We start from the raw sequence: 21935 nt of genomic DNA on the forward strand, positions 1-21935 counted from the left end.
CTCTGTAAAGGGAGTTCAGCCCAGCCTACCGAACATCGCCCATCCAGAGCCGCAGCCCCAGCTCGTCGAGGTCCGCCCGCCGCTCTCCGTACTCGGGCAGCGCGATCCGCAGCAGCCGCCAGAGGTTCCGGCCGGCCCGGCAGTACCAGTCGACCAGCGCCGCGACCTTCACGGAACATGTCCCGTGAAGGTCGTCGCGCCAGCCGATCGGGTGATCAGTCCGAGCCCAGGTGGGTCGGCGCGAACATCCGCAGCACGGAGGGGAGGACGACCACGCGCGGGCCTGGCGCGGCGAGCGCGGCGGCCAGGTCCTCCTCCAGTGTCTCCGGGGTCGTACGGACCCCCGGAACGCCGAACGACTCCGCCAGCGCCACGAAGTCCGGCCGGGTCAGTTCCGTCCCGGTCGCCTCGCCGAACGCGTCGGTCATGTACTCACGCAGGATGCCGTAACCGCCGTCGTCGACGATCAGCCAGGAGACGTCCAGGTCGTACTGGCGGGCCGTCGCCAGCTCGGCGATCGAGTACAGGGCGCCGCCGTCGCCGGAGACGGCGAGGACCGGCCGGGTCGGGTCGGCCACCGCCGCGCCGAGTGCCGCGGGGAAGGCATAGCCGAGCCCGCCCGCGCCCTGGGCGGAGTGCATGTGGTTGGGACCCTTGGCGTCGAAGGCCGACCAGGCCCAGTAGGCCAGGATCGTCATGTCCCAGAAGGACGGGGAGTCGGCCGGGAGCGCCCGCCGGACGGACGCCAGCACGTCCTGCTCCAGGGTGAGTTCCTGCGCGGCGATACGGTCGGCGACCTTCGCGAGCAGGTCCCGGACCCGGTCCGGCGCCGTGGCGTCCTCGCGCGGCGACACCGTCTCCAGCAGCGCCTGCAACGCGAGGCGGGCGTCCGCGTGGATGCCCAGCGCCGGGTGGTTGGACTCCAGCTTGCCGAGGTCGGCCTCGATCTGGACGACCCGGCCGCGCGGCTTGAACGTGTGGTAGTTGGAGGACAGTTCGCCGAGGCCCGAGCCGACGACCAGGAGGACGTCGGCGTCCTCCAGGAAGTCCGTGGTGTGCCGGTCCTCGATCCAGGACTGGAGGGACAGGGGGTGTGTCCAGGGGAACGCGCCCTTGCCGCCGGGGGTCGTGACGACCGGCGCCCGCAGCGTCTCCGCCAGCTGCTTCAGCTTGCCGGAGGCGTCCGCCCGTACCACTCCCCCGCCCGCGATGATCGCCGGGCGGGCGGCCTTCGACAGCAGGTCGGCGGCCACGGCGGTCAGTTCGGGGCGCGGCGGCAGTTCCTCGGGGAAGGCGTCGCCGCCCGTCACGACCGGGATCGCCGTCTCGGCGAGCAGCACGTCCTGCGGGATCTCCACCCACACCGGCCCGTGCGGGGCGGTCAGCGCCGACGTCCAGGCCGCCTCGATCGCGGAGGGGATCTGGGACTGGGTGCGGACGGTGTGGACGGACTTGACCACGCCCCGGAACGAGGCGGCCTGGTCCGGGAGTTCGTGGAGGTAGCCGTGCCGGCCGCCGCCGAGTCCCGCCGCCGGGACCTGACTGCTGATCGCCAGCACGGGCGCGGAGGCCGCCGCCGCCTCCTGGAGCGCGGCCAGGGAGGTCAGGGCGCCCGGGCCGGTCGACAGCAGCAGCGGGGCGGCCTCACCGGTGATCCGGCCGTAGGCGTCCGCCGCGAACCCGGCGTTGTTCTCCACCCGGAGGCCGATGTACCTCAGGTCGGAGCGGCGCAGCGCGTCGAACAGGCCGAGCGCGTGCTGGCCGGGCAGGCCGAAGACGGTCGTCGCGCCCAGCCCGGCCAGTGTCTCCACGACCAGGTCTGCGCCGCTGCGGCCGTCAGGAGGGTTCAGGGCGGCCTCCGTCTGGGCGGGTGTCGGGCGGAGCACCAGGTCGTGGTCGTGAGTCACTGCGCGCGGGCCTCGGCAATCTGACGGGACATGATCGTGGTCAGTTCGTACGCCGTGTGGGACGCGGCCACCGACGTGATCTCCGCGTGATCGTACGCGGGGGCCACCTCGACGACGTCCGCCGAGACCAGGTTGCAGGACGCCAGGCCGCGCAGGATCTCCAGCAGCTCGCGCGAGGTCATGCCGCCGGCCTCGGGCGTGCCGGTGCCGGGCGCGTGGGCCGGGTCGAGGCAGTCGATGTCGATGGAGATGTACAGCGGCCGGTCTCCGATGCGCTGGCGGAGCTGGTCGGCGACCTCGTCGGCACCGCGCCGGTAGACGTCCGCCGAGGTGACGATGCCGAAGCCCATCTTCTCGTCGTCGGTGAGGTCCTGCTTGCCGTAGAGCGGGCCGCGGGTGCCGACGTGGGACAGGGCGGAGGTGTCGAGGATGCCCTCCTCGACCGCGCGGCGGAACGGGGTGCCGTGCGTGTACTCGGCGCCGAAGTAGGTGTCCCAGGTGTCGAGGTGGGCGTCGAAGTGGAGCAGGGCCACCGGGCCGTGCTTCTTCGCCACCGACCGCAACAGGGGCAGCGCGATGGTGTGGTCGCCGCCGAGGGTCATCAGGCGGGCGCCCGTGCCGAGCAGGTCGTCCGCGGCCGCCTCGACCGTCTCGACGGCCTCGTTGATGTCGAACGGGTTCACCGCGATGTCGCCGCCGTCCGCGACCTGCGCGAGGGCGAACGGGGAGGCATCCTGCGCCGGGTTGTACGGGCGCAGCAGCCGGGACGCCTCACGGATCGCGTTGCCGCCGAAGCGGGCGCCCGGCCGGTACGAGACACCCGAGTCGAACGGCACGCCCACCACGGCGACATCAGCCCGTCCGCCGACCTCGTCCAGCCGGGGCAGCCGGGCGAAGGTCGCGGGACCGGCGTACCGCGGGATGCGGGAGGAGTCGACGGGCCCGCGGGGAGTCTCGGTACTGCTCATGGAGAAATGCCTTCTTTCCTACGCTTCATTGCGTATGCACTACTTGTCGACAACTCTAGGAGAGTCGGGACCGGCTCTCGGAAGCGGGTCCGGGTGCCCGCCCGGCGACGCGATCGCGCCAGGCGGCGAGGACGGCCGCGTCGGTCGGCCTCGCCTTCAGGAAGACGCCGCCGTAGCCCTCGAGTGACGACACTCAGCCGTAGCACCCCCGACTGGAACCGGGGTGGCCACTCCAGTCGACTCTAGGCACCCGCAAACGGTTGCGACATGTACGTTTCGTACACCGCAGCGCGAAAGGATGGAGGAAACGTCCATCAGGCCGGGCACCGACGCCCCATACGGGCATCCACCTGGCTTGCGGCAGCGCGTCGCCCGCTGCGCGGCCCTGCTGGAGACGGACCTCGACGCCCCGGACGTCCGCATGGAACTCTGGTTCGCGCTGCGGCACATCTGAGTACGTGGGCAGGGTCCCGCTGAGTACGTGACGCACATCCCAGCGTGCGATACCCCAGGGACGCCCAAAGGAGGCTGCCTCACAATGGGTGCCATGCCGATAACCGGGACCCCCAGCCGCGCCGAACTCCTCGACCACCTCGTCAGGACGCGCATCGCGGGCGACGTCGCCACCCCCCGCGAGAACAACCTCTCCCACTACCGCAAGCTGGCGAACGCCGACCGCCACTACTGGCTCGGCCTGGAACTCGGCGACCGCTGGAACGACGAGCAGGACGTCCTCGCGGTGATGGCGGAGCGGGTCGGGGTGAACGACGATCCCGAGTACCGGTACGGCCAGGACACCATCGACCCGGAGCTGACCGTCGCCGGTCTCGAGCGGCTGGCCGGGCGGCTGCGCAAGGCGGCGGACGGGCAGCAGCGGGTCCTGTTCGCCACCGGCCACCCCGGTGGCCTGCTCGACGTGCACCGCGCGACCGCGGCGGCCCTGCGCGCGGCCGGCTGCGAGATCGTCGTCATCCCGGACGGGCTGACGACGGAGGAGGGCTACGTCATGCAGTTCGCGGACGTGGCGGTGCTGGAGCACGGCGCCACCCTGTGGCACACCCACTCGGGCGAACCGATGAAGGCCATCCTGACCGCCATGGAGCGCGAGGGCCGCCCGCTGCCCGACCTGGTCGTCGCCGACCACGGCTGGGCGGGATACGCGGGACAGCACGGCGTGGACTCCGTCGGCTACGCCGACTGCAACGACCCGGCCCTCTTCCTCGCCGAGGCGGAGGGCACCGTGCAGGTGACGGTGCCGCTCGACGACCACGTGGTCAGCCCCCGCCACTACGACCCGATGACGGCGTACCTGCTGGCGGAGGCGGGCCTCAGCTAGGGCCCTGCGTCCGGCTCGCGCGGGACGCGGACCACGCCCTCCTGGATCACCGTGACGGCCAGCCGCCCGTCCTGCGTGTAGATCCGGGCCTGTCCCAGTCCCCGGCCGCCGTACGCGGACGGGGACTCCTGGTCGTACAGCAGCCACTCGTCCGCGCGGAACGGCCGGTGGAACCACATCGCGTGGTCCAGCGAGGCCCCTACGACGTCCCCGACGGCCCAGCCGCCGCGTCCGTGCGCGAGCAGCACGGAGTCGAGCAGCGTCATGTCGGAGACGTAGGTGGCGAGGACGACGTGCAGCAGCGGATCGTCGACATCGCTGTCGAGCTTGCCGTTGGTCCGGAACCACACCTGCGAGTGCGGCTCGCGTGGCACGCCGAACGTGCCGTACGGCGGCTCGTCGACGTACCGCAGGTCGACGGCGGCCCGCGCCTCCAGGAACTTGTCGACCACGGCGGGGTCGAGATGCCCGTACCCGCGCAGCCGCTCCTCCCCGGTCGGGAGGGTCACCGGATCCGGCGAGGCGGGCATCGGCTCCTGGTGGTCCAGCCCGTCCTCGTGCGTCTGGAACGACGCCGAGAGGTGGAAGATCGGCTTGCCGTGCTGGACGGCGACGACCCGGCGGGTGGTGAAGGAGCGGCCGTCGCGGATCCGGTCGACGGTGTAGACGATGGGCGCGCCGGGATCGCCGGGGCGCAGGAAGTACGCGTGGAGCGAGTGCGCCGGCCGGTCCTCGGGGACCGTCCGCCCGGCGGCGACGAGCGCCTGGGCCGCGACCTGCCCGCCGAAGACCCGGGGGACGACGGCGGACCGGGACCGGCCGCGGAAGATGTCCTCCTCGATCTGCTCCAGGTCGAGCAGATCGAGGAGGTCCTGTAGTGCCTGGCTCATGGCGACTGTTGTACCGGCCACTGGTTGCGGTCGGCTTACAGCCCCATGTCCTTCGCGATGATCGACTTCATGATCTCGCTGGTGCCGCCGTAGATGCGGTTGACGCGGTTGTCCGCGTACAGGCGGGCGATCGGGTACTCGTTCATGTAGCCGTAGCCGCCGTGCAGCTGGAGGCAGCGGTCGATGACGCGGTGGGCGACCTCGGTGCAGAACAGCTTCGCGGAGGCGGCCTCGGCGGGGGTGAGCTCACCGGCGTCGAGGGCCTCGGTCGCGCGGTCGGCGACGGCCTCGGCGGCGTCCACCTCGGCCTGGCAGGCGGCCAGCTCGAACTTGGTGTTCTGGAAGTGGGCGACCGGCTTGCCGAAGACGGTGCGCTCCTGCACGTACTGCTTGGCGAACCGGACGGCGGCCTTGGCCTGGGCGTAGGCGCCGAAGGCGATGCCCCAGCGCTCGGAGGCCAGGTTGTGACCGAGGTAGTAGAAGCCCTTGTTCTCCTCGCCGAGGAGGTCCTCCACGGGCACCTTGACGTCGACGAACGCCAGCTCGGCGGTGTCGGAGGTCTTCAGGCCGAGCTTGTCGAGCTTGCGGCCGACGGAGTAGCCCTCGGACTTGGTGTCGACGGCGAAGAGGGAGATGCCGTGGCGGCGGTCCTCGGCGGTCGGGGCGGCGGTCCGGGCGCAGACGATCACACGGTCGGCGTGCACGCCGCCGGTGATGAAGGTCTTGGCGCCGTTGAGGACGTAGTGCGTGCCGTCCTCGGAGAGCTTGGCGGTGCTCTTCATGCCCGCGAGGTCGGAGCCGGTGCCCGGCTCCGTCATCGCGATGGCCCACATCTCCTCGCCGCTGACGAACTTCGGCAGGTAGCGCTTCTTCTGCTCGTCGGTGGCGAGCATCTTGATGTACGGCAGGGCGAGCAGCACGTGCACGCCGGAGCCGCCGAACTGGACGCCGGCGCGAGCGGTCTCCTCGTACAGCACGGCCTCGAACTTGTGCGAGTCGAGGCCGGCGCCTCCGAACTCCTCGGGCACGTTGATGCCGAAGATTCCCAGCTCGCCCAGTTTGTAGTAGAAGTCGCGGGGCGCCTGGCCCGCTGCGAACCACTCGTCGTACACCGGTACGACCTCGGCCTCGATGAAGGCGCGAAGGGTCTCCCGGAACGCCTCGTGATCCTCGTTGAACACCGTACGGCGCACGCCGCCACCTCCACGACTTCGCATGTCTAAGCGCTTGCTCAGTCCAAGATACCGGCGAGTATCAACAAGCGTCCAGGGTGGAGGTGGGGTAACGCTCGTCACGCAGGGAGGCGGAGCGGAGCCCCGGGCGGGGCCTGCCCTCCCGGCCGACCCATGGCGGACGGCGACCGGGACGGAGCCCCGGGGCGGAGCCTGCCTCCCGACCGAGCACGCCGGACGGGCGAGTGGGCGGAAAGCCTAGACGCCCGCCGCCGCGAACGCCCCCCGGGCCATCCGGTGCAGCAACTCCGCCGTGGCCCCCCGCCCGGGCAACGACCCGCCCCTCCCCAGATGCGGCGTCGAGTTCAGCAGCCCGAACACCGAGTGCACAGCCGACCGGGCCGCGGGCTCCCCGAGCCCCGGGTACACCTCCCGCACCACCCCGACCCACAGCTCCACGTACTGCCGCTGCAGCTGCCGCACCATCTTCCGGTCGCTGTCCCGGAGGCGATCCAGCTCCCGGTCGTGCAGGGTGATCAGAGGCCGGTCGTCGAGCGCGAAGTCGATGTGCCCCTCGATCAACGAGTCGAGCACAGCCTCGGCCCCCACACCCCCGTCCGCCTCCGCCACCCTCCGCTTCGCCCCGGTCAGCAACTGCCCGCTGATCCCCACCAGCAGCTCCGCGAGCATCGCGTCCTTGCCCGCGAAGTGCCGGTACAGCCCGGGCCCGCTGATCCCGACCGCGGCACCTATCTCGTCGACTCCGACCCCGTGGAAGCCCCGCTCGGCGAACAGCCGCGCGGCCTCCTTGAGGATCTGCTCACGGCGGGTGGGGGCGTCGGTTCTGGTGGCCATGAGAACAATTCTAGACAGGGAGGTTAGCGGTCGTTAACCTGAAGGAAATGCGTTAACGCTCATTAACAAGGTGAGGGGACCGCAGGATGCACGAGGCACCGGAGCTCACGAGCGCGGCAGAACCCGCGTCGGAGGCCTTTCGGTCCAACGAGGAGGCGCACCGCACCCTCGTGGAGGAGCTGCGCGCCAAGCTGGCCAGGGCCGCCCAGGGCGGCGGCGAGAAGGCCCGCGCCCGCCACACCGCGCGCGGCAAGCTGCTCCCCCGCGACCGGGTGGACACCCTCCTCGACCCGGGCTCGCCCTTCCTGGAGCTGGCCCCGCTCGCGGCCGACGGGATGTACGAGGACCAGGCCCCGGCCGCCGGTGTCATCGCCGGCATCGGCCGGGTCAGCGGCCGGGAGACGGTGATCGTCGCCAACGACGCCACGGTCAAGGGCGGCACGTACTACCCGATGACGGTGAAGAAGCACCTCCGCGCCCAGGAGGTCGCCCTCGACAACCGCCTCCCCTGCGTCTACCTGGTGGACTCCGGCGGCGCGTTCCTCCCCCTGCAGGACGAGGTCTTCCCGGACCGCGACCACTTCGGCCGCATCTTCTACAACCAGGCCCGCATGTCCGGCGCCGGCATCCCCCAGATCGCCGCCGTCCTCGGCTCCTGCACGGCCGGCGGGGCGTACGTCCCGGCGATGAGCGACGAGGCGGTGATCGTCCGCGACCAGGGCACGATCTTCCTGGGCGGCCCGCCCCTGGTGAAGGCGGCCACGGGCGAGGTGGTCACGGCGGAGGAGCTCGGCGGCGGCGAGGTCCACTCCCGCGTGTCGGGCGTCACGGACCACCTCGCGGAGAACGACGCGCACGCCCTGCGCATCGTCCGCACCATCGTCTCCACCCTCCCCGCGCGCGGGTCGCTCCCCTGGGAGGTCGCGGAGGCGACGGAACCCAAGGTCGACCCGCACAGCCTCTACGGCGCGGTCCCGGTCGACTCCCGCACCCCCTACGACGTACGCGAGATCATCGCCCGGGTCGTCGACGGCTCCCGCTTCGCCGAGTTCAAGTCCGAGTTCGGCCAGACCCTGGTCACCGGCTTCGCCCGGATCCACGGCCACCCGGTGGGCATCGTCGCCAACAACGGCATCCTGTTCTCCGAGTCCGCCCAGAAGGGCGCCCACTTCATCGAGCTGTGCGACCAGCGCGGCATCCCGCTGGTGTTCCTGCAGAACATCTCGGGCTTCATGGTCGGCAAGGACTACGAGGCGGGCGGCATCGCCAAGCACGGCGCCAAGATGGTCACGGCCGTTGCCTGCACGCGCGTACCGAAGCTCACGGTCGTGGTAGGCGGCTCGTACGGAGCGGGCAACTACTCCATGTGCGGCAGGGCGTACTCGCCCCGCTTCCTGTGGATGTGGCCGAACGCAAAGATCTCGGTCATGGGCGGCGAGCAGGCCGCGTCGGTCCTCGCGACCGTCAAGCGGGACCAGTTGGAGGCCCGCGGCGAGTCCTGGCCGGCGGAGGACGAGGACGCCTTCAAGGCCCCGATCCGCGCCCAGTACGAGCGCCAGGGCAACGCCTACTACGCGACGGCCCGCCTCTGGGACGACGGTGTGATCGACCCGCTGGACACCCGCCAGGTCCTGGGCCTGGCCCTGACCGCGTGCGCCAACGCGCCCCTGGGTGAACCCCAGTTCGGCGTCTTCCGGATGTGAGGGGACGGACGACGATGTTCGAGACAGTGCTGGTGGCCAACCGGGGCGAGATCGCCGTACGGGTCATCCGTACGCTGCGGTCGATGGGCGTGCGCTCGGTGGCCGTCTTCTCCGACGCGGACGCCGACGCCCGGCACGTCCGCGAGGCGGACACAGCGGTGCGGATCGGCCCGGCTCCGGCGTCCGAGAGCTATCTGTCGGTGGAGCGCCTGCTGCGGGCGGCGGAGCGCACCGGCGCGCAGGCCGTCCACCCGGGCTACGGCTTCCTCGCCGAGAACGCCGCCTTCGCGCGTGCCTGCGCCGAGGCCGGCCTGGTCTTCATCGGCCCTCCGGCGGACGCGATCGCGCTGATGGGCGACAAGATCCGCGCCAAGGAGACGGTCCGGGAGGCGGGCGTACCGGTCGTCCCCGGCGGACGCGACCCGGATCTCGCCGAGGCGGCCCGTGAGCTGGGCGCGCCCGTGCTGCTGAAGCCGAGCGCGGGCGGCGGCGGCAAGGGCATGCGCCTGGTGCGGGACCTGACCCGGCTGGAGGAGGAGATCGCGTCGGCCCGCCGCGAGGCCCGCGCCTCCTTCGGCGACGACACGCTCCTGGTCGAGCGCTGGATCGACCGCCCGCGCCACATCGAGATCCAGGTCCTGGCCGACAGCCGGGGGAACATCGTGCACCTCGGGGAGCGCGAGTGCTCCCTCCAGCGCCGCCACCAGAAGATCATCGAGGAGGCGCCGAGCGTGCTCCTCGACGAGGCGACGCGCTCCGCGATGGGCGAGGCGGCGGTCCAGGCGGCCCGCTCCTGTGGCTACCGGGGCGCGGGCACGGTGGAGTTCATCGTCCCCGGCGGCGACCCGTCCGCGTACTCCTTCATGGAGATGAACACCCGTCTGCAGGTGGAGCACCCGGTCACGGAGCTGATCACGGGCCTGGACCTGGTCGAGTGGCAGCTGCGGGTCGCGGCGGGCGAGCCCCTGGGTTTCACGCAGGAGGACGTCCGCCTCACCGGCCACGCCGTGGAGGCCCGTGTCTGCGCCGAGGACCCGGCCCGCGGCTTCCTCCCCTCCGGCGGCACGGTGCTGAGGCTGCGCGAGCCGCAGGGCGACGGCGTCCGCACCGACTCGGGCCTCACCGAGGGCACGGAGGTCGGCAGCCTCTACGACCCGATGCTCTCCAAGGTCATCGCGTACGGCCCCGACCGCGCGACCGCCCTGCGCAAACTCCGCGCGGCTCTGGCGGAGACGGTCACGCTGGGCGTGCACACGAACGCCGGGTTCCTGCGCCGCCTCCTCGCCCACCCGGCCGTGGTCTCCGGCGACATGGACACCGGCCTGGTCGAGCGTGAGGTGGGGGGGCTGGTCTCCACGGACGTACCGGAGGAGGTCCACGAGGCGGCGGCGGCCGTACGCCTGGAGGCCCTGCGGCCCGAGCCGGGCGGCTGGACGGACCCCTTCTCGGTCCCCAGCGGCTGGCGCCTGGGCCGCGAACCGAAGCCACCGGCCTTCCACCTGAGGGCGCGGGAGCCGGTGGAGTACACGCCGCGCGGCACCGCCACGGTCACCGGCGACCGGGTCTCCGTCACGCTGGACGGCGTCCGCCACACCTTCCACCGCGCCGCCGACTGGCTCGGCCGCGACGGCGACGCCTGGCACGTACGCGACCACGACCCGGTGGCCGCGTCCCTGACCCGGGCGGCGCACGCGGGCGCCGACTCCCTCACCGCGCCCATGCCCGGCACGGTGACGGTCGTCAAGGTCGCCGTCGGCGACGAGGTGAGCGCGGGCCAGAGCCTGCTGGTGGTGGAGGCGATGAAGATGGAGCACGTCATCTCCGCCCCGCACGCCGGCCAGGTCACCGAACTGGACGTGGCGCCGGGCACCACGGTCGCCATGGACCAGATCCTGGCGGTCATCGCACCCCGCGAGGAGGCGGCGGAATGACAGTCCCAGGGCTCCCGATGACCGTCCCGGCCGTGGACCTGCCCACCCGGGTCCGCATCCACGAGGTGGGAGCACGCGACGGCCTGCAGAACGAGAAGGCGACGGTCCCCACGGAGATCAAGGCGGAGTTCATCCGCCGGCTGGCCGGCGCGGGCCTGACGACGATCGAGGCGACGAGCTTCGTCCACCCCAAGTGGGTCCCCCAACTGGCGGACGCCGAGCAGCTGTTCCCGATGGTCGGCGATCTCCCCGTCGCGCTCCCGGTCCTGGTCCCGAACGAACGCGGCCTGGACCGCGCCCTGGCGCTGGGCGCCCGGCGGGTGGCGGTCTTCGCCAGCGCCACGGAGTCCTTCGCCAAGGCCAACCTCAACCGCACGGTGGACGAGGCACTGGCGATGTTCGAGCCGGTGGTGAGCCGGGCGAGGGCCGAGTCGGCGCACGTCCGCGGCTACCTCTCCATGTGCTTCGGCGACCCGTGGGAGGGCGCGGTCCCGATCCCCCAGGTGGTGCGGGTGTGCCGGGCCCTGCTGGACATGGGCTGCGAGGAACTCAGCCTGGGCGACACGATCGGCGTGGCGACACCGGGCCACGTGGTCGCGCTCCTCGCCGCCCTGGACGAGGCGGGCGTCCCGCCGTCCTCCCTCGGTGTCCACTTCCACGACACCTACGGCCAGGCCCTGGCCAACACGCTCGCCGCCCTCCAGCAGGGCGTGACGACCGTCGACGCCTCCGCCGGCGGCCTGGGCGGCTGCCCGTACGCGAGGTCGGCGACCGGCAACCTGGCCACCGAAGACCTCGTGTGGATGCTGCGGGGCCTCGGCATCGACACCGGAATCGACCTCGGCCGCCTCGTCGCCACGAGCACGTGGATGGCCGCCCACTTGGGCCGACCCAGCCCGTCCCGCACCGTCCGAGCTCTGTCCCACGAGGACACCGAGGAGCAGTGATCACCATGGACTACCGTCTCTCCCCCGAACTGGAGGAACTCCGCCGCACGGTCGAGGAGTTCGCCCACGAGGTGGTGGCGCCGAAGATCGGCGACCTCTACGAGCGGCACGAGTTCCCGTACGAGATCGTCCGGGAGATGGGCCGCATGGGCCTGTTCGGCCTGCCGTTCCCCGAGGAGTACGGCGGCATGGGCGGCGACTACCTCGCGCTGGGCGTGGCCCTGGAGGAACTGGCGCGGGTCGACTCCTCGGTCGCCATCACGCTGGAAGCCGGCGTCTCCCTCGGCGCGATGCCGGTCTACCGCTACGGCACGGAGGAGCAGAAGCGGGAGTGGCTCCCCCGGCTCTGCTCGGGCGAAGTCCTCGGCGCGTTCGGTCTGACGGAGCCGGACGGCGGCAGCGACGCGGGCGCGACCCGCACGACGGCGCGCCTGGACGCGTCGACGAACGAGTGGGTGATCAACGGCACGAAGTGCTTCATCACCAACTCGGGCACGGACATCACGGGTTTGGTGACGGTCACGGCGGTCACCGGCCGCACCCCGGACGGCAAGCCGCGGATCTCCTCGATCATCGTCCCCTCCGGTACACCCGGCTTCACGATCGCGGCCCCGTACTCGAAGGTCGGCTGGAACGCCTCGGACACCCGCGAGTTGTCCTTCGCGGACGTCCGGGTCCCGGCGGCGAACCTGCTGGGCGAGGAGGGCCGCGGCTACGCCCAGTTCCTGCGCATCCTCGACGAGGGCAGGATCGCCATCGCGGCGCTGGCGACGGGCCTGGCGCAGGGCTGCGTGGACGAGTCCGTCAAGTACGCCAAGGAACGCCACGCCTTCGGCAAGCCGATCGCCGCCAACCAGGCCATCCAGTTCAAGATCGCCGACATGGAGATGAAGGCCCACACGGCCCGCCTCGCCTGGCGCGACGCGGCGGCCCGCCTGGTGTCCGGCGACCCCTTCAAGAAGGAGGCGGCCCTGGCCAAGCTCCACTCCTCCACGGTGGCGGTCGACAACGCCCGCGAGGCCACCCAGATCCACGGCGGCTACGGCTTCATGAACGAGTACCCGGTCGCCCGCATGTGGCGCGACTCCAAGATCCTGGAAATCGGCGAGGGCACGAGCGAGGTCCAGCGGATGCTGATCGCGCGGGAGTTGGGACTGGTGGGCTGAGCGACCGGGCCGGGCCTGCGCCGCCCCGGCGCAGGCCGTTGCTCCGCCGCCTGGACGGTTCTGACGTCCCCTGAACGGACACACCACCGGGCCGCTGGGCAACCGGACCTGCTCTGACGGGATTTCGGCCCTCCTGGGGGCGAATGCCCTGTCCGTCGACGCCGCCCGGCGGGCCAGGTCCTCGTGATCCGGATCACCGGCCCCGAGGGCATCCCCGCTCCCTCCGCCGGGCACGGATACCAGGGCCCCCCTGGACGCGACATGAGGTTAGGCTAACCTAAGCCTCATTCCGGCCAAGCGGCTGTCAGCCGTGTCCGCAGTGGCTCCGTACGTACGAAAGCAGACCCAGTCATGTCGAACGCCAGTACCGCCCGCTTCTCCCGTCGCGGCCTGCTCGCCGCCGGTGGTGCTCTCGGGCTCGGCGCCCTCGTGACCGCGTGTGGCAGCGAAGACTCCAAGGACGGCGACTCGGACTCGAAGGGTGCCGCCAAGTCCGGCCCGTGGTCCTTCAAGGACGACCGCGGCAAGACGGTGAGCCTGGACCAGGTCCCCACGAAGATCGTCGCGTTCACCGGCGTCGCCGCCGCCCTGTACGACTACGGCATCGAGGTCAAGGGCGTCTTCGGCCCCACCAAGACGAAGGACGGCAAGGCCGACGTCCAGGCCGGTGACATGGACGTCAGCAAGCTGACCGTCTTCGGCAACAGGTTCGACCAGTTCAACGTCGAGCAGTACGCGGCCTTCCAGCCCGACGTCCTCATCACCACGACCTTCGACACCGCCGGCAGCCTCTGGTACGTCCCGGAGACCTCCAAGGACAAGATCGCCAAGCTCGCCCCGAGCGTCGCCATCTCGGTCTTCGACCGGCAGCTGCCGAAGCCGCTGCAGCGCATGGCCGAACTCGCCCAGTCGCTGGGCGCGGACATGAAGGCGGCGGAGGTCGTCGAGGCGAAGAAGCGATTCGAGACGGCGTCGGAGCGGCTGCGCAAGGCGGCGAAGTCCCGGCCCGAGATCAAGGTGCTGGCCGGCTCGGCGTCCGACGCCATCTTCTACGTCTCCGGGTCCAACTACTCCATCGACCTGGAGTACTTCAAGGCGCTCGGTGTGAACCTCGTCGAGCCCCCGGAGAAGGCCAAGGAGGCCAACGGCGGCTGGTTCGAGAACCTCAGCTGGGAGAACGTCGACAAGTACCCGGCGGACATCATCATGATGGACGACCGCGCGTCGACGATTCAGCCGGCCGACATCACCGAGGCGACCTGGAAGAAGCTGCCCGCGGTCAAGGCCGGGCAGGTCATCTCGCGTTCGCCGGAGCCGATTCTGTCGTACGACAAGTGCGTGCCTCTGGTCGAGAACCTCGCGAAGGCCATCGAGAGCGCGAAGAAGGTTTCCTGACGCCTTCGCCGAGGGGCGCCTGAGCGGGCGTGCGGCCGTCTCGCCGGTCGCGCGCACGCTGCGCGGCCGCACCGCGGCCGGCCGGGCCCGCCCGGCGGAGCCGCACGTCGGCACCGCCCGGCGCCCCCTCGATCACCTCCACTCGCCGCCTGACCCCACATCAGGAGCTTCCATGACCACCGCCGTGGCCGCCCCGTTCCGTTTCTTCTCCCTCCAGGTCGCGCGGACGAGGCGGCTCGGGCCTTCTCTGGTCCGGGTCACCTTCACAGGGCCCGACCTGCACACCTTCCACTCCGACGGGCGCGACCAGTCGCTGTCCCTGTTCCTGCCCCACCCCGGACAGCCCGAGCCCGTCGTACCGCTCGAGCTCGGGGACGGCTGGTGGCAGGGCTGGCGTGAACTGCCTGACGAGGTACGGGCCGTGATGCGGTCGTACACCCTGCGCGCCCTGCGCCGGGACCCGGACGAGGTCGACATCGACTTCGCCCTGCACGGCGTCGAGCCGGGCGCCCGCGTCCAGGCCGGCCCCGCCTCCCGATGGGCCGCCCGGGCCGCCGCCGGGGACCGGGTGCTGCTGCTGGGCCCGGCCGTCGCCGACAACCGGGCCATCCGGTTCCGGCCGCCCGGGGGCACCGACCTCGTGGTCGTCTGGGGCGACGAGACCGCCGTACCGGCCGCCTCCGCCATCGTCGAGTCGCTGCCCGCCGGTACCCGCGCCCAGGTCTGGCTGGAAGTGCCCCACACCGGGGACATCCAGGACCTGGTGACCGAGGCGGACGCCGAGATCACCTGGCTGGTCCGGGAGAAGGAGCCGTGCGTCGAGGGCTCCCCGATGGCCCTCGATCTCCTCCGCGGCGCCCAACTCCCGCCCTCTGAAAGGCCGTACGTCTGGATCGCCGGTGAGTCCGGGTGCGTGAAGGAGCTGCGCCGGCACTTCGTGCGCGAGCGCGGGATCGACCGCCGCCGGATCACGTTCGTCGGCTACTGGCGCCGCGGGGTGAGCGAGGAGCAGCTGCGCGCGGAGGGGTAGGGCCTGTTGCGACCCCAGTGATCACAGTCACGGCAGGGGCTGCCCATCAGCTGAATAATTTAGGTTAGGCTTACCTAAGTTGAACCCGCGGTTCAGCCCGTCCCCGTCCCGCACCGGACTGTTCCCACCGGAGGACCCGCACATGCGCTCGCACCTGCTCAACGACACCACCGCGGAGCAGTACCGCCGCTCCGTGACCGACGGAGTCGAGCGGGTGGCCGCCAAACTCGCCGCCACCGACCGGCCGTTCAGTGGCGTCTCCGTCGACGCCCTCGCGCCCCGCATCGACGGGATCGACCTCGACCAGCCGCTGCACGACACCACCGCGGTGCTCGACGAACTGGAGGAGGTCTACCTCCGGGACGCGGTCTACTTCCACCACCCCCGTTACCTGGCCCACCTCAACTGCCCGGTCGTCATCCCGGCGGTGCTCGGCGAGGCCGTGCTGTCCGCTGTGAACTCCTCCCTCGACACCTGGGACCAGTCGGCCGGCGGGACGCTCATCGAGCGGAAGCTGATCGACTGGACGGCCGAGCGCATCGGTCTCGGCCCCGCCGCCGACGGCGTGTTCACCTCCGGCGGCACCCAGTCCAACCTCCAGGCGCTGCTGCTCGCCCGCGAGGAGGCCAAGACGGACTCCCTGGCCGAACTCCGCGTCTTCGCCTCCGAGGTCAGCCACTTCAGCGTGAAGAAGTCCGCGAAGCTCCTCGGGCTCGGCCAGGACGCCGTGGTCTCCATACCCGTCGACCACGACAAGCGCATGCAGACCGTCGCCCTCGCCCGGGAGCTGGAGCGCTGCAAGCAGGACGGCCTGGTCCCCATGGCCGTCGTCGCCACCGCGGGCACCACCGACTTCGGCTCCATCGACCCGCTTCCCGAGATCGCGGAGCTGTGCGAGCAGTTCGGCACCTGGATGCACGTCGACGCCGCCTACGGCTGCGGGCTGCTCGCCTCCCAGAAGCACCGGAACCGCATCAGGGGCATCGAGCACGCCGACTCCGTCACCGTCGACTACCACAAGTCCTTCTTCCAGCCGGTGAGTTCCTCGGCCGTGCTGGTGCGGGACGCCGCCACGCTCCGGCACGCCACGTACCACGCCGAGTACCTGAACCCGCGCCGCATGGTGGAGGAGCGCATCCCCAACCAGGTGGACAAGTCCCTGCAGACCACCCGGCGCTTCGACGCCCTCAAGCTGTGGATGACCCTGCGGACCATGGGCGCCGACGGCATCGGGCAGCTCTTCGACGAGGTGTGCGACCTGGCCCAGGAGGGCTGGCGGCTGATCGCCGCCGACCCGCGCTTCGACGTGGTCGTCCGGCCGAGCCTGTCCACCCTCGTCTTCCGCTACATCCCGGCGTCCGCCACCGACCCCGCCGAGATCGACCGCGCCAACCTCTACGCCCGCAAGGCCCTGTTCGCCTCCGGTGACGCCATCGTCGCGGGCACCAAGGTCGGCGGCCGTCACTACCTGAAGTTCACTCTGCTCAACCCCGAGACGAAGGCGTCCGACATCGCCGCCGTCCTCGACCTGATCGCCGGCCACGCCGAGCAGTACCTGGGAGACTCCCTTGACCGCGCGTCCTGACAACCCGCCCCGTACCCATGACTTCGTGGGCATCGGGCTCGGCCCCTTCAACCTCGGCCTGGCCTGCCTCACCGAGCCCATCGACGCACTCGACGGCGTCTTCCTGGAGTCGAAGCCCGACTTCGAGTGGCACGCGGGGATGTTCCTCGACGGCGCCCACCTCCAGACCCCGTTCATGTCGGACCTGGTCACCCTCGCCGACCCGACGTCCCCGTACTCCTTCCTGAACTACCTGAAGGAGAAGGGCCGGCTGTACGCGTTCTACATCCGCGAGAACTTCTACCCGCTGCGGGTCGAGTACGACGACTACTGCCGCTGGGCCGCGGGCAAACTGAGCAGCATCCGCTTCGGCACGACGGTGACCGAGGTGACGTACGAGGACGACCTCTACGTCGTGAGGACCACCGCCGGTGACACCTACCGGGCCCGTCACCTCGTCCTCGGCACCGGCACCCCGCCCCACATACCCGAGGCGTGCCAGGGGCTGGGCGGCGACTTCGTCCACAACTCCCGCTACCTGAGCCACAAGGCGGAGCTGCAGAAGAAGGACTCGATCACGCTGGTCGGCTCGGGCCAGTCGGCCGCCGAGATCTACTACGACCTGCTCAGCGAGATCGACGTCCACGGCTACCGGCTGAACTGGGTCACCCGCTCCCCGCGCTTCTTCCCGCTGGAGTACACCAAGCTGACGCTGGAGATGACGTCCCCGGAGTACGTCGACTACTTCCGCGAGCTGCCGGAGGCGACCCGTTACCGCCTCACGGCCGAGCAGAAGGGCCTGTTCAAGGGCATCGACGGCGACCTCATCAACGAGATCTTCGACCTGCTCTACCAGAAAAACCTCAGCGGCCCCGTCCCCACCCGGCTGCTCACCAACTCCTCGCTGGACAGCGCGCGGTACGAGAACGGCACGTACACGCTCGGCTTCCGCCAGGAGGAGCAGGGCAAGGACTTCGAGCTGACCTCCGAGGGCCTGGTCCTGGCCACGGGCTACAAGTACACCGAGCCGGAGTTCCTGGCGCCGGTCAAGGACCGCCTGGTCTACGACTCCCGGGGCAACTTCGACGTCGCCCGCAACTACACCGTCGACGTCACCGGCCGGGGCGTCTTCCTGCAGAACGCCGGCGTCCACACCCACAGCATCACCAGCCCCGACCTGGGCATGGGCCCGTACCGGAACGCGTACATCATCCGCGAGCTGCTCGGCTCCGAGTACTACCCGGTGGAGAAGACGATCGCGTTCCAGGAGTTCTCCGTATGAGCATCGGCACTCTCACCGTCCGGCCGCTCGACCCCCTGAAGGACGCCGCGCTGCTGCACTCCTGGGTCACCCACCCCAAGGCGGCCTACTGGATGATGCAGGACGCGAGACTCCAGGATGTCGAGCGCGAGTACATGCGCATCGCCGCCCACGAGCACCACCACGCCCACCTCGGTCTGCACGAGGGCCGGCCGGCGTTCCTGATGGAGAAGTACGACCCCCGGTACGTCGAGCTGACCGGGCTGTACGACCCGGAGCCCGGCGACGTCGGCATGCACTTCCTGGTCGCGCCGACCGACCGGCCGATCCACGGCTTCACCCGGGCCGTCATCACGGCCGTGATGGACGAGCTGTTCGCCGACCCGCGCACCCGGCGGGTCGTGGTGGAGCCCGACGTGAGCAACAAGGCAGTCCACGCGCTGAACGAGGCCGTCGGCTTTGTGCCCGAGCGCGAGATCGACAAGCCGGAGAAGCGCGCGCTGCTGAGCTTCTGCACGCGCCAACAGTTCCTGGCCGCCCGAGGAGTAGCCGTATGACCCTGTCCGACGCCGTGGCGCATCTGTCCCCCCACCGCTGGGCGCGGGCCAACCGCCTCCTGATCCGCAAAGCCCTCGCCGAGTTCGCGCACGAGCGCCTCATCGCGCCGGAGGCCGCCGGTGACGGCACGTACGTCGTCCGCAGCGACGACGGCCTGACCAGGTACACCTTCACGGCGACTATCCGCGCCCTCGACCACTGGCAGGTCGACGCCGAGTCGATCACCCGCCACCGGGACGGCGCCGAACTCCCCCTCGCCGCGCTGGACTTCTTCATCGAGCTGCAGAAGTCCCTGGGCCTGAGCGACGACATCCTGCCGGTCTACCTGGAGGAGATCTCCTCCACCCTCTCCGGCACCTGCTACAAGCTCACCAAGCCGAGGACCACGGCGGCCGAGCTGGCGCGCGGCGACTTCCAGGCCATCGAGTCCGGCATGACCGAGGGCCACCCCTGCTTCGTGGCCAACAACGGCCGGCTCGGCTTCGGCATCCACGAGTACCTGTCGTACGCGCCGGAGACGGCGAGCCCGGTCCGTCTGGTGTGGCTGGCCGCGCACCGGTCGCGGGCGGCGTTCACGGCCGGTGTCGGCATCGAGTACGAGTCGTTCCTGCGCGAGGAACTGGGCGACGAGACCGTCGAGCGCTTCCACGGCGTCCTGCGCGACCAGGATCTCGACCCCGCCGACTACCTGCTCATCCCGGTCCACCCCTGGCAGTGGTGGAACAAGCTCACGGTCACCTTCGCGGCCGAGGTCGCCAGGAAGCACCTGGTGTGTCTGGGCGAGGGCGACGACGAGTACCTGGCCCAGCAGTCCATCCGGACCTTCTTCAACAGGACCAGCCCGGAGAAGCACTACGTCAAAACGGCCCTGTCGGTCATCAACATGGGCTTCATGCGCGGTCTGTCGGCGGCCTACATGGAGGCCACCCCGGCGATCAACGACTGGCTGGCCCAGCTCATCGAGGGCGACCCGGTGCTGAGGTCCACAGGCCTGTCGATCATCCGCGAACGGGCGGCCGTCGGCTACCGGCACCTGGAGTACGAGCAGGCGACCGACCGCTACTCGCCGTACCGCAAGATGCTCGCCGCACTGTGGCGGGAGAGCCCGGTGCCGTCCCTGAAGGACGGCGAGTCCCTGGCCACCATGGCGTCCCTGGTCCATGTCGACGACCAGGGGGCGTCCGTCGCGGGCGCGCTGATCGAGCAGTCGGGCCTCGCCCCGAAGGAGTGGCTGCGCCGCTACCTCCAGGCGTACCTCACTCCCCTCCTGCACAGCTTCTACGCCTACGACCTGGTCTTCATGCCGCACGGCGAGAACGTCATCCTCGTGCTGAAGGACGGCGTGGTGCAGCGCGCGGTCTACAAGGACATCGCCGAGGAGATCGCGGTCATGGACCCGGAGGCGGTGCTGCCGCCGGCGGTCGAGCGGCTGCGCGTGGAGGTCCCGGAGGACAAGAAACTCCTGTCGGTCTTCACGGACGTCTTCGACTGCTTCTTCCGCTTCCTCGCGGCGAACCTCGCCACCGAGGGGGTCCTGGAGGAGGACGACTTCTGGCGCACGGTCGCGGAGGTCACCCGCGCCTACCAGGACTCGATGCCCGAACTCGCCGACAAATTCCGGCAGTACGACATGTTCGCCCCCGAGTTCGCGCTGTCCTGCCTCAACCGCCTCCAACTGCGCGACAACGAGCAGATGGTCGACCTTTCGGACCCGTCCGGCGCCCTCCAGCTGGCCGGCACCCTGAAGAACCCCATCGCGGGCTTCTGATCCCCCGGCAGACGGGCACCCCGGAGTACGGTCCTCCGGGGTGCCCGTCCTCGTAGGAGCCCGTCCTCGTAGGGGCCCCTACGAGAGGTCTGGACCGCCATCCCGGGACACTGATGGAACAATCCGCCCCATGGCGGAAATCATCCAGAAGGACGGCTCGTGGATCTTCGACGGCGACGCCCTGCGGCTGACTCCCGGACGGGACAAGAACGTCAGTGTCCTGCGCCGGGAACTGGGTGAACTGGTCGTCCCGCTCCGGGCGTTGGCGGGCCTCTCGTTCGAGCAGGGCAAGAGGAGCGGCCGGCTCCGGCTGCGCCTGCGGGACGGCGCCGATCCGCTGCTGCACGCGACCGGCGGAAGGCTCACCGAGCCGCACGACCCGTACCAGCTGATCGTCGAGTCCGACCGCTACGGGGTCGCCGAGTACCTCACGGACGAGGTCCGGAGCGCGCTGCTTCTGGACCAGGTGCCGACGGACCCGGTGACGGAGTACCTGCTGCCGGGGCCGTCCGTCCCGCTCTCGGTCTCCGCCGGGGACGGCACCGCGAGCTTCGACGGCGAGCGCATACGGCTGGAGTGGAACTGGAAGACGGAGGACGCCAAGGCCGCCGCCGGCGCCCGCACCCTCGCGCTCACCGACGTCACCGGCGTGGAGTGGCAGCCGGCGGCCGGCCTGGAGAACGGCCACCTGCGCTTCACCGTGCGGAACGCGCCCACCAAGGCCCCGCCCAAGTACGACCCCAACGCCGTGGAGCTGTGGGGCTTCAAGAAGGATCCGCTGATGGCACTGGTCGCGGCTGCGGTCCAGGCCAGGCTCGCGCACCCGGCCCGGGCCGCCGCCACCGAGGCGGGGGCCGCGCGACCGGAGCTGCCTTCTCCTCCGGTCGCCGCCGAGGACGACCAGGACGCCCTGCTGCGCCGCCTGCGTGAACTCGGTGAGCTGCACCGCGCGGGCGTACTCACGGACGACGAGTTCGCGCTGGCCAAGCAGGCGATCCTCAAGCGGATGTAGCACCCGGGGGTATCGGGGGCGCTACTTCTTGATCATGTCGGTGCGCTCGTCCTGGTGGTTGTGGCCGTTGATGACCAGGTCCACGGTGCACTTCTCGAACAGCGGCACCCATTTCTGCCGGTCCCCCAAGGATCCCCACAGCGAGCTGCCCGAAAGCGGGCAGATTTCTTGCGAAAGTGCCGCCGGTACCCCAGGATCTAGCGAGTGCACGACGAACTCGTTGATCATCTGACGCGCTCCACCCCCCTCAGCCGGGGCGAGGCGCTGCGTGTGATCCAGGACGTGCTCGCCTACTTCGACGAGTCGACCGAGGAGTACGTCCGTCGCCGCCACCGCGAGCTCCAGGCCCAGGGCCTGGTCAACGCGGAGATCTTCGAGCGGATCGAGGCGGACCTCAAGTACCGCGCGGTGGCCCCGCCGGAGCTCTCGCTCCGGCAGCTGCGGCGCATCGTCTACGGCTAGGAATACGTAT

Annotated in this window: 19 protein-coding genes and 1 pseudogene; 14 read left to right on the forward strand and 6 right to left on the reverse strand. The window is 70.7% G+C overall.

Going from position 1 to position 21935, the window contains the following annotated elements; all coding sequences use genetic code 11:
- Window positions 1–25 precede the first annotated feature (25 nt).
- Genes ACZ5TL_RS09360 through speB form a run of 3 tightly spaced genes read right to left on the reverse strand, consistent with a single transcriptional unit; the run spans window position 26 to window position 2875 of the window.
- On the reverse strand, window positions 26–172 hold the full coding sequence (locus ACZ5TL_RS09360; protein WP_468588779.1) for a hypothetical protein: 147 nt from the start codon (window positions 170–172) through the stop codon (window positions 26–28).
- A 43-nt stretch (window positions 173–215) separates the two neighbouring features.
- Entirely contained in the window at window positions 216–1907 is a 1692-nt protein-coding gene (locus ACZ5TL_RS09365; RefSeq protein ID WP_468588780.1) for a thiamine pyrophosphate-binding protein, read from the reverse strand.
- Window positions 1904–2875, reverse strand: a complete 972-nt coding sequence (gene speB / locus ACZ5TL_RS09370; protein ID WP_468588781.1) for an agmatinase — start codon at window positions 2873–2875, stop codon at window positions 1904–1906. Before speB ends, ACZ5TL_RS09365 begins: the two co-directional genes overlap by 4 nt.
- A 343-nt stretch (window positions 2876–3218) precedes the next feature.
- On the opposite strand from speB, the pseudogene ACZ5TL_RS09375 reads away from it, so the two are divergent.
- A pseudogene (locus tag ACZ5TL_RS09375) lies at window positions 3219–3329 on the forward strand (helix-turn-helix domain-containing protein); the annotation flags it as partial.
- A gap of 93 nt (window positions 3330–3422) precedes the next feature.
- Entirely contained in the window at window positions 3423–4211 is a 789-nt protein-coding gene (locus ACZ5TL_RS09380; RefSeq protein ID WP_468588782.1) for a phosphatase, read from the forward strand.
- Here the strand turns inward: ACZ5TL_RS09380 and ACZ5TL_RS09385 are convergent.
- The 3 genes from ACZ5TL_RS09385 to ACZ5TL_RS09395 form a co-directional block, all read right to left on the reverse strand.
- Window positions 4208–5101 carry an acyl-CoA thioesterase gene (locus ACZ5TL_RS09385; protein WP_468588783.1) on the reverse strand — a complete coding sequence of 298 codons (894 nt, stop codon included), beginning with the start codon at window positions 5099–5101 and terminating at the stop codon, window positions 4208–4210. The genes ACZ5TL_RS09380 and ACZ5TL_RS09385 overlap by 4 nt on opposite strands.
- Before the next feature lie 35 nt (window positions 5102–5136).
- Window positions 5137–6294, reverse strand: coding sequence for an acyl-CoA dehydrogenase family protein (locus tag ACZ5TL_RS09390; RefSeq protein WP_392033083.1), 1158 nt, complete (start codon window positions 6292–6294; stop codon window positions 5137–5139).
- Between the two features lie 237 nt (window positions 6295–6531).
- Complete coding sequence (locus ACZ5TL_RS09395) at window positions 6532–7128, reverse strand: SACE_7040 family transcriptional regulator (protein ID WP_468588784.1); 597 nt, start codon at window positions 7126–7128, stop codon at window positions 6532–6534.
- An 86-nt stretch (window positions 7129–7214) separates the two neighbouring features.
- Here ACZ5TL_RS09395 and ACZ5TL_RS09400 point away from each other — a divergent pair, with 86 nt between their 5' ends.
- From ACZ5TL_RS09400 to ACZ5TL_RS09455, 12 genes are all read left to right on the forward strand, one after another.
- The gene (locus tag ACZ5TL_RS09400) at window positions 7215–8831 is read left to right on the forward strand and encodes a carboxyl transferase domain-containing protein (RefSeq protein ID WP_468588785.1); all 1617 of its coding nucleotides are present in this window, start codon (window positions 7215–7217) and stop codon (window positions 8829–8831) included.
- Window positions 8832–8845: 14 nt separating this feature from the next.
- Complete coding sequence (locus ACZ5TL_RS09405) at window positions 8846–10762, forward strand: acetyl/propionyl/methylcrotonyl-CoA carboxylase subunit alpha (protein ID WP_468588786.1); 1917 nt, start codon at window positions 8846–8848, stop codon at window positions 10760–10762.
- Window positions 10759–11709, forward strand: a complete 951-nt coding sequence (locus ACZ5TL_RS09410) for a hydroxymethylglutaryl-CoA lyase (protein ID WP_468588787.1) — start codon at window positions 10759–10761, stop codon at window positions 11707–11709. Before ACZ5TL_RS09405 ends, ACZ5TL_RS09410 begins: the two co-directional genes overlap by 4 nt.
- A gap of 5 nt (window positions 11710–11714) precedes the next feature.
- A complete protein-coding gene (locus ACZ5TL_RS09415; protein ID WP_468588788.1) occupies window positions 11715–12875 on the forward strand; it encodes an acyl-CoA dehydrogenase family protein in 1161 nt (386 codons plus the stop codon).
- A gap of 351 nt (window positions 12876–13226) precedes the next feature.
- Window positions 13227–14270 (forward strand): ABC transporter substrate-binding protein, encoded by a 1044-nt coding sequence (locus ACZ5TL_RS09420; protein ID WP_468588789.1) that lies wholly within the window; start codon window positions 13227–13229, stop codon window positions 14268–14270.
- 172 nt (window positions 14271–14442) lie between these two features.
- Window positions 14443–15300 carry a siderophore-interacting protein gene (locus tag ACZ5TL_RS09425; RefSeq protein ID WP_468588790.1) on the forward strand — a complete coding sequence of 286 codons (858 nt, stop codon included), beginning with the start codon at window positions 14443–14445 and terminating at the stop codon, window positions 15298–15300.
- A gap of 142 nt (window positions 15301–15442) precedes the next feature.
- The gene (gene desA / locus ACZ5TL_RS09430) at window positions 15443–16885 is read left to right on the forward strand and encodes a lysine decarboxylase DesA (protein WP_468588791.1); all 1443 of its coding nucleotides are present in this window, start codon (window positions 15443–15445) and stop codon (window positions 16883–16885) included.
- Entirely contained in the window at window positions 16869–18146 is a 1278-nt protein-coding gene (locus ACZ5TL_RS09435) for a lysine N(6)-hydroxylase/L-ornithine N(5)-oxygenase family protein (RefSeq protein WP_468588792.1), read from the forward strand. Before desA ends, ACZ5TL_RS09435 begins: the two co-directional genes overlap by 17 nt.
- Window positions 18143–18682, forward strand: coding sequence for a GNAT family N-acetyltransferase (locus ACZ5TL_RS09440; RefSeq protein ID WP_468588793.1), 540 nt, complete (start codon window positions 18143–18145; stop codon window positions 18680–18682). The genes ACZ5TL_RS09435 and ACZ5TL_RS09440 overlap by 4 nt, the downstream gene beginning before the upstream one ends.
- On the forward strand, window positions 18679–20451 hold the full coding sequence (locus tag ACZ5TL_RS09445; RefSeq protein ID WP_468588794.1) for an IucA/IucC family protein: 1773 nt from the start codon (window positions 18679–18681) through the stop codon (window positions 20449–20451). Before ACZ5TL_RS09440 ends, ACZ5TL_RS09445 begins: the two co-directional genes overlap by 4 nt.
- 130 nt (window positions 20452–20581) lie before the next feature.
- A complete protein-coding gene (locus tag ACZ5TL_RS09450) occupies window positions 20582–21463 on the forward strand; it encodes a DUF4429 domain-containing protein (RefSeq protein WP_468588795.1) in 882 nt (293 codons plus the stop codon).
- Between the two features lie 204 nt (window positions 21464–21667).
- On the forward strand, window positions 21668–21925 hold the full coding sequence (locus ACZ5TL_RS09455; RefSeq protein WP_468588796.1) for a hypothetical protein: 258 nt from the start codon (window positions 21668–21670) through the stop codon (window positions 21923–21925).
- The last annotated feature ends 10 nt before the right edge of the window (window positions 21926–21935 follow it).

Source organism: Streptomyces sp. NPDC033136 (assembly GCF_055578235.1).